The organism is Nakamurella sp. (genome assembly GCF_048594475.1).
Taxonomy (GTDB): domain Bacteria; phylum Actinomycetota; class Actinomycetes; order Mycobacteriales; family Nakamurellaceae; genus Nakamurella.
The window spans coordinates 1-5,021 of record NZ_JBMDXT010000330.1 but is presented as its reverse complement, the minus strand read 5'-3'; the positions used below and the strand labels follow the sequence as shown (position 1 = coordinate 5,021).

General features: G+C 74.9%; 5 protein-coding genes and 1 pseudogene. 2 read left to right on the top strand and 4 right to left on the bottom strand.

Annotated features, from left to right (window positions below; all coding sequences use genetic code 11):
• The 3 genes from ACOJUF_RS14985 to ACOJUF_RS14975 form a co-directional block, all read right to left on the bottom strand.
• The coding region (locus tag ACOJUF_RS14985) for an N-acetyltransferase (protein WP_420122628.1) at positions 1 to 539 on the bottom strand (539 nt) is incomplete at its 3' end.
• A gap of 39 nt (positions 540 to 578) precedes the next feature.
• Positions 579 to 935, bottom strand: a complete 357-nt coding sequence (locus ACOJUF_RS14980) for a WhiB family transcriptional regulator (RefSeq protein WP_420122629.1) — start codon at positions 933 to 935, stop codon at positions 579 to 581.
• A 367-nt stretch (positions 936 to 1,302) separates the two neighbouring features.
• Entirely contained in the window at positions 1,303 to 1,998 is a 696-nt protein-coding gene (locus ACOJUF_RS14975) for a GntR family transcriptional regulator (protein ID WP_420122627.1), read from the bottom strand.
• Between the two features lie 150 nt (positions 1,999 to 2,148).
• Between ACOJUF_RS14975 and ACOJUF_RS14970 the strand changes: the two genes are divergently transcribed.
• Positions 2,149 to 2,496 (top strand): helix-turn-helix domain-containing protein, encoded by a 348-nt coding sequence (locus tag ACOJUF_RS14970; protein ID WP_420122626.1) that lies wholly within the window; start codon positions 2,149 to 2,151, stop codon positions 2,494 to 2,496.
• 991 nt (positions 2,497 to 3,487) lie between these two features.
• Here the strand turns inward: ACOJUF_RS14970 and ACOJUF_RS14965 are convergent.
• Complete coding sequence (locus ACOJUF_RS14965) at positions 3,488 to 4,129, bottom strand: LysE family transporter (protein ID WP_420122625.1); 642 nt, start codon at positions 4,127 to 4,129, stop codon at positions 3,488 to 3,490.
• A gap of 617 nt (positions 4,130 to 4,746) precedes the next feature.
• On the opposite strand from ACOJUF_RS14965, the pseudogene ACOJUF_RS14960 reads away from it, so the two are divergent.
• Positions 4,747 to 5,021 (top strand): annotated as a pseudogene (locus ACOJUF_RS14960) (adenylosuccinate lyase); the annotation flags it as partial.

Here is a 5,021-nt window from a genome sequence, read left to right as displayed (position 1 = left end):
TCCACGTAGGCGACCCGGATCCGCACCGGCCCGCCGAGCAGGTCGGTGCCGAACAGGGCGTAGGCCGGCAGGCCGACCGCCTCCGGCAGCGGGTAGCCGTCGACGGCGACCCGCGCGGCGACCGCGAGGTCGACGGCGTCGTCGACCGGGACGACGGTGACACCGGGGGGTGAGGCAGTGTCGTGCGGCCCCGGAGCCCGGACGACGAACATCGGATGGCCGATGAGCTGCCAGCCGCGCGGGCTCAGGTTCGGGGTCGGCCACGCCGACAGGACCATGGCCGGATGATCGCCGGTGAAGAACTGCTCGATCCGATCCAGCCGGGGGTCGTCCGGCCCGAGCAGGGGCTGCAGCAGGACGGCCTGGTTGGTGTACATCACCGGACCGCCCGAGTCGGCCAGGGCGAGTCCGTCCGAACGCTCGTGCCGGCCGCCCGTCGCGGCGGCCAGCAGGTCGGCGACGTCGGCCTGATTGTGCAGGAACGCCTGGGTCACCGACTGCCCGGTGAACGAGTCGTCGAGCCAACCGCCGTGCGTCATCGCCGCCACCTCACCGCCGCCCGCCATTGGGTCCCGGGGCTATCCTCCCGAGCCGGACGGCCCCGCGCCCGGCGAACCCGCGACGGCCCCGGTCAGCTCCCGCCGCGCCCGCCCCCGCGGGCCGGTGCCGCGCAGCAGCGCTCGGCGTTCGTCCTCGCCCATGCCGCCCCAGACGCCGTACTGCTCGCGGGCGGCCAGCGCGTGCCGCGCGCAGGCCTCGATCACCGGGCAGCCCGCGCAGATCTCCTTGGCCGCCGCCTCCCGCCGGTGTCGCCGGTCCCCGCGCTCGCCCCAGGGATGGAAGAAGGCGGCGGTCGGCAGTTGGCGGCAGCGGGCGCCCAACTGCCAGTCCCACAGGTCGGCGTTCGGGCCGGGCAGGGCCGAGACGTCCGGCAGGCCGCTCATGCGCCGACCGCCCGGTCGTCGTGGTCCCGATGGTTGCGGTGGTGGTGGGTCGTCATCGCGTCGTCCCTTCTGGCCATTGACCGGGGCGTGAACGGCCGCCCGTCGTCACGGAGGCGGTGCGGGCGGGGGCATTGCGCTGCGCCTGTTGGAAACAACCATTTCCGGATGCGGCCGTCAAGGGTTTGCCGGGGGATCGGCAGGCGGCGGGCGATCAGCGCAGGCGCGGCCTGACCGAGGAAGGTGCGACCTTCACCGGGAAGGTGCCGCCTTTCTCGGTGAGCCGGCGGCGCGCGGAGACCGGTGGCGCCAGAACACGTTCGGGTCCCACGCCCGTGGTGGCCGGGACCGGCCGGCCGGGTCAGTCGCCGGCCCGCAGCACGGCGGTGACGACGTCCCGCTCGGTCCGCGTCAGCAATTCGTCCAGGATGCCGGCCGCCCCGGCGAAATCGCCGTCGGACAGCCGGTCATGAATTCGCAGATTGTCCGGTGCGAATTGCAGGAACAGGCTCGGGCCGACCCCGTTCGCGCTCATGGTCCAGTGCAATTCGGAGGTCAATTGCCGGATGAAGTGGCTCAGACGGGTGCTGCCGGCCAGTGCGACCAGGGTGCGATGGAAGTGCCGATCGGCCCGCGCGGCGGCCGGGCCGTCACCGTGCCGCGCCGCCTCCAGCCCGTCGGTGACGGCCAACCGGGCGGTCGCGACGATGACCGGGGACCCGCCGCTGCGGACCGCACCCAGCTCGACGGGTCGCCGGGCCGCGAAGATGTCGACCACGTCCGCCGCCGTCGGCGAGGCCACGCAGACCCCGCGGTTGGGTTCCCGGACGACCAGGCGGTCGGCGGCCAGCTCGGCGAACGATTCCCGGACCGTGCTGCGGGACACCCCCAGCGACTCGGCGAGCGCCTCCTCCCGCAAGCGGTCGCCGGGCCGGAACCGGCCCTGGGTGATCTGGTCGCGCAGGTGTCCGGCGACCCGGGCCGGGGTGGACGACGGCGCCCGCCGCCCCGAGCCGGGCGGCCCGCGCGTGGCGGGCGGGCCGGGAACCGAGTCCATGCCGGCAGCCTAGCCCGCGTTGTCAGGCCAGCCTCGGTTAATTGTCGAACAATCTGGCTCAGACTGTAGAACAATGAGCCGCCTCGGTGATACGGTCTCGGCACCCGGCCCGGCCGGGCCCGGCACCGCGGAGAAGGGGTTGCACCAGCGTTGATGATCCGGTGGAGGCTCAGGATGGCGGCCGCCGAGCGCGGCGTCTGGACCGCGACCCAACTGCGCCGGTTGCTGGCCGAGGAGGCCGGCTACCCGCTGTCCGTCCCGTCGGTGAGCGCCCTGCTGACCGGTGAACCGAGCCAGGTGCGGCTGTCCACCCTGCAGGCGCTGTGCACCGCCCTGCGGTGTACCCCCGACGATCTGTTCGAGGTGACCGTCACGCCCGCCGATCCCACCCGCGATCCGGCCGGCGGCATCGAGACCCCGGCGCCGGCTCGGGGCCGATCGGCGTCGCCGCGCCCGGCCCGGCCCCGCCCTGGGGCCCGCGTGCCGGTGCGGGCCTGACCGGCCGTCCCCGCCGCTCCCCGGCCTCCGTCCGGTCCCGCGGCTGGGTCGGCCCCGCGGCTGGTCGGCCCCGCCGGGTGGTCGGCCCCCGGCTGGTTGGCCCCCGGGCGGTGGGCCCCGCCGGGTGAAGGTTCGGTCCCGCTGAGCGAGTGGGCGTCTTCGCTCGATCCCGGTGGCTGCGCGGGCGCGCCCTGATCGGCGGGTGCGGCGTGGCCGTGCGGTAGGGGCTCGCCCGGTGTTGCTGTGCCGGCCCGTGTGCAGCAGCCGGCGCCCCGGCCGAGTGAAGGCCTGGTCCCGCTGGGCGAGTGCGGGTCTTCACTCGATCCCGGGGGTCCCGGGGCGTGCCCCCATCAGGGTCGGCGTGCCCGGTGCGGCCGGGTCCGCCGGGCTTTCCTGCCCTGCCCCGCATCCGGCCGGTGCGTCGCCTCCGGCCGAGTGAAGGCCTGGTCCCGCTGAGCGAGTGCGGGTCTTCGCTCGATCCGGGGGGTCGCGGGGCGTGCCCTCATCAGGGTCGGCGTGTGCGGTGCGGACGGGTCCGCTGGGCTTTCCTGCGCTGCGCCGCGTCCGGCCGTGCGTCTCCTCCGCCGAGTGAAGGCCTGGTCCCGCTGGGCGAGTGCGCGTCCTCGCTCGATCCGGGGGTCCCGGGGCGTGCCCTCACTAGGGTCAGCGTGGCCGGTGCGGACGGGTCCGCTGGGCTTTCCTGCGCTGCCCCCGCGTCCGGCCGCGCGTCGCCCCCGCCGAGTGAAGACCTGCTCCCGCTCAGCGAGTGCGGGTCTTCGCTCGATCCCGTCGGCTGCTCGGGCGCGCCCTGATCGGCGGGTGCGGACTGCCCGTGCGGTGGGGGCTCGCCCGGTGTCCCTGTGCCGGCCCGTGTGCAGCAGCCGTCGCCCCTGCCGAGTGAAGGCCTGCTCCCGCTCAGCGAGTGCGGGTCTTCGCTCGAGACCGGCGGGTCGCCTGGAGATGGTGGTTCGCCGGGTCGGCGGATCGCTTCTCACCCTCCCAGCAGCAGTGCCACCGCGAAGGCCATGATCATCGCGCCGGAGACCAGGCCGGTGACCAGCCGGCCGGTGGGGCCGGTCAGTGCGCGGCCCAACGCCACCCCGCCCCCCACCAGCAGCAGTTGCCAGCTGGCCGAGGCGGCAAACGCGGCGAGGACGAAGGTCGCGCCGCCGAGCCAGACCGGCCCGGAACCGGCCAGAACCGAGGTCGCGGTGCTGCCGACCACCAGCGCGGCGAAGTAGAGGATCGTCTGGGGGTTCAGCAGGGTGATGCCGAACAGCATCAGGTACGCCCGGCCCGGGCCGGTCACCCCTCGGGCATCGACTTGCTCGGCCCGCGCGCGGTAGTCCCGCACCGCGGCAAGGATGATGCGCACGCCCAGGACCAGCAGGACGACAACCGAGAGCCACCGCAACGGAGTCGCGACGGCGGCAATGACGCCGGCCAGCGCCACCCCGCCGAGCACGGCGATCAGCGCATAGATGCCGTCGGCGGTGGCCACCCCGAGCGCCGCGGCCGCGCCGACCCGTGGCCCGGTGCGAGCCGTTAGGCCGACCAGGTAGGCGGCGACGGCACCGACCGGGATGGCGATGCCCCAGCCGGCCAACAGGCCGGCCACGAGGGCGGAGCTCATCGCGGGGCGAGGGGCCGGCCGGACTCCGCGCGCCGCTGCTGCCGGGCCGCGGTGGCGGCGAGGCGGGCACGGGGCGTGGGGACGGCGGTCATGGCGGCGATCATGGCCGCCGTCCCGGCCGTCGGGCAACCCGTTTGGCGCCGTTCCCTCCCGACCCGGTCCCGGTTCGCGGTCCGGCGCGGTCCCGGTCCGCGGCCGCGCGGACGAACTCGTCGACTCCTGCCTCGGGCGTCACGAACCGGGGCAGTTGATCCGCGCGGGCGTTGTTGATCCGCGCGGGTCGGTCCCGCGCGGTCCGGCCCGGTCCTGGTCCGGCGGCCGCGCGGACGAACCCGTCGACTCCTGCCTCGGGCGTCACAAACCGGGGCAGTTGATCCGCGCCGGCGTTGTTGATCCGCGCGGGGTGGGGACGGTGGTCGGGGTGCGGACGATGGTCTGGGTGGGGCGGTGGTCGGGGTGGGGCGGTGGTCGGGGTGCGGACGGTGGCCGGGGTGGAGCGGTGGTCGGGGTGGGGACGGTGGCCGGGGTGGGGCCGGCGGCGCGGGCTGGAAGGATGGGTAGACGTGAGTGCATCTGCCGTGGAGAACGTGCTGGCCCAGCGATACGCGTCGCCGGAGATGGTGGCGATCTGGTCGCCGGAGAACAAGATCATCGCCGAGCGCCGGTTCTGGATCTCGGTGCTCCGGGCGCAGCGGGCGGCCGGGCTGGACGTCTCCGACGAGGTGCTGGCCGACTACGAGCGGGTCGTCGAGAACGTCGACCTCGCCGCCATCGCCGACCGGGAGCGGGTCACCCGGCACGACGTCAAGGCGCGGATCGAGGAGTTCAACGCGCTGGCCGGGCACGAGCAGGTGCACAAGGGCCTGACCAGCCGGGACCTGACCGAGAACGT

Coding starts and splice junctions, on each gene's coding strand:
- ACOJUF_RS14965 (WP_420122625.1), bottom strand. CDS start 4,129: ATGAGCTCCGCCCTCGTGGCCGGCCTGTTGGCCGGCTGGGGCATCGCC.
- ACOJUF_RS14975 (WP_420122627.1), bottom strand. CDS start 1,998: ATGGACTCGGTTCCCGGCCCGCCCGCCACGCGCGGGCCGCCCGGCTCG.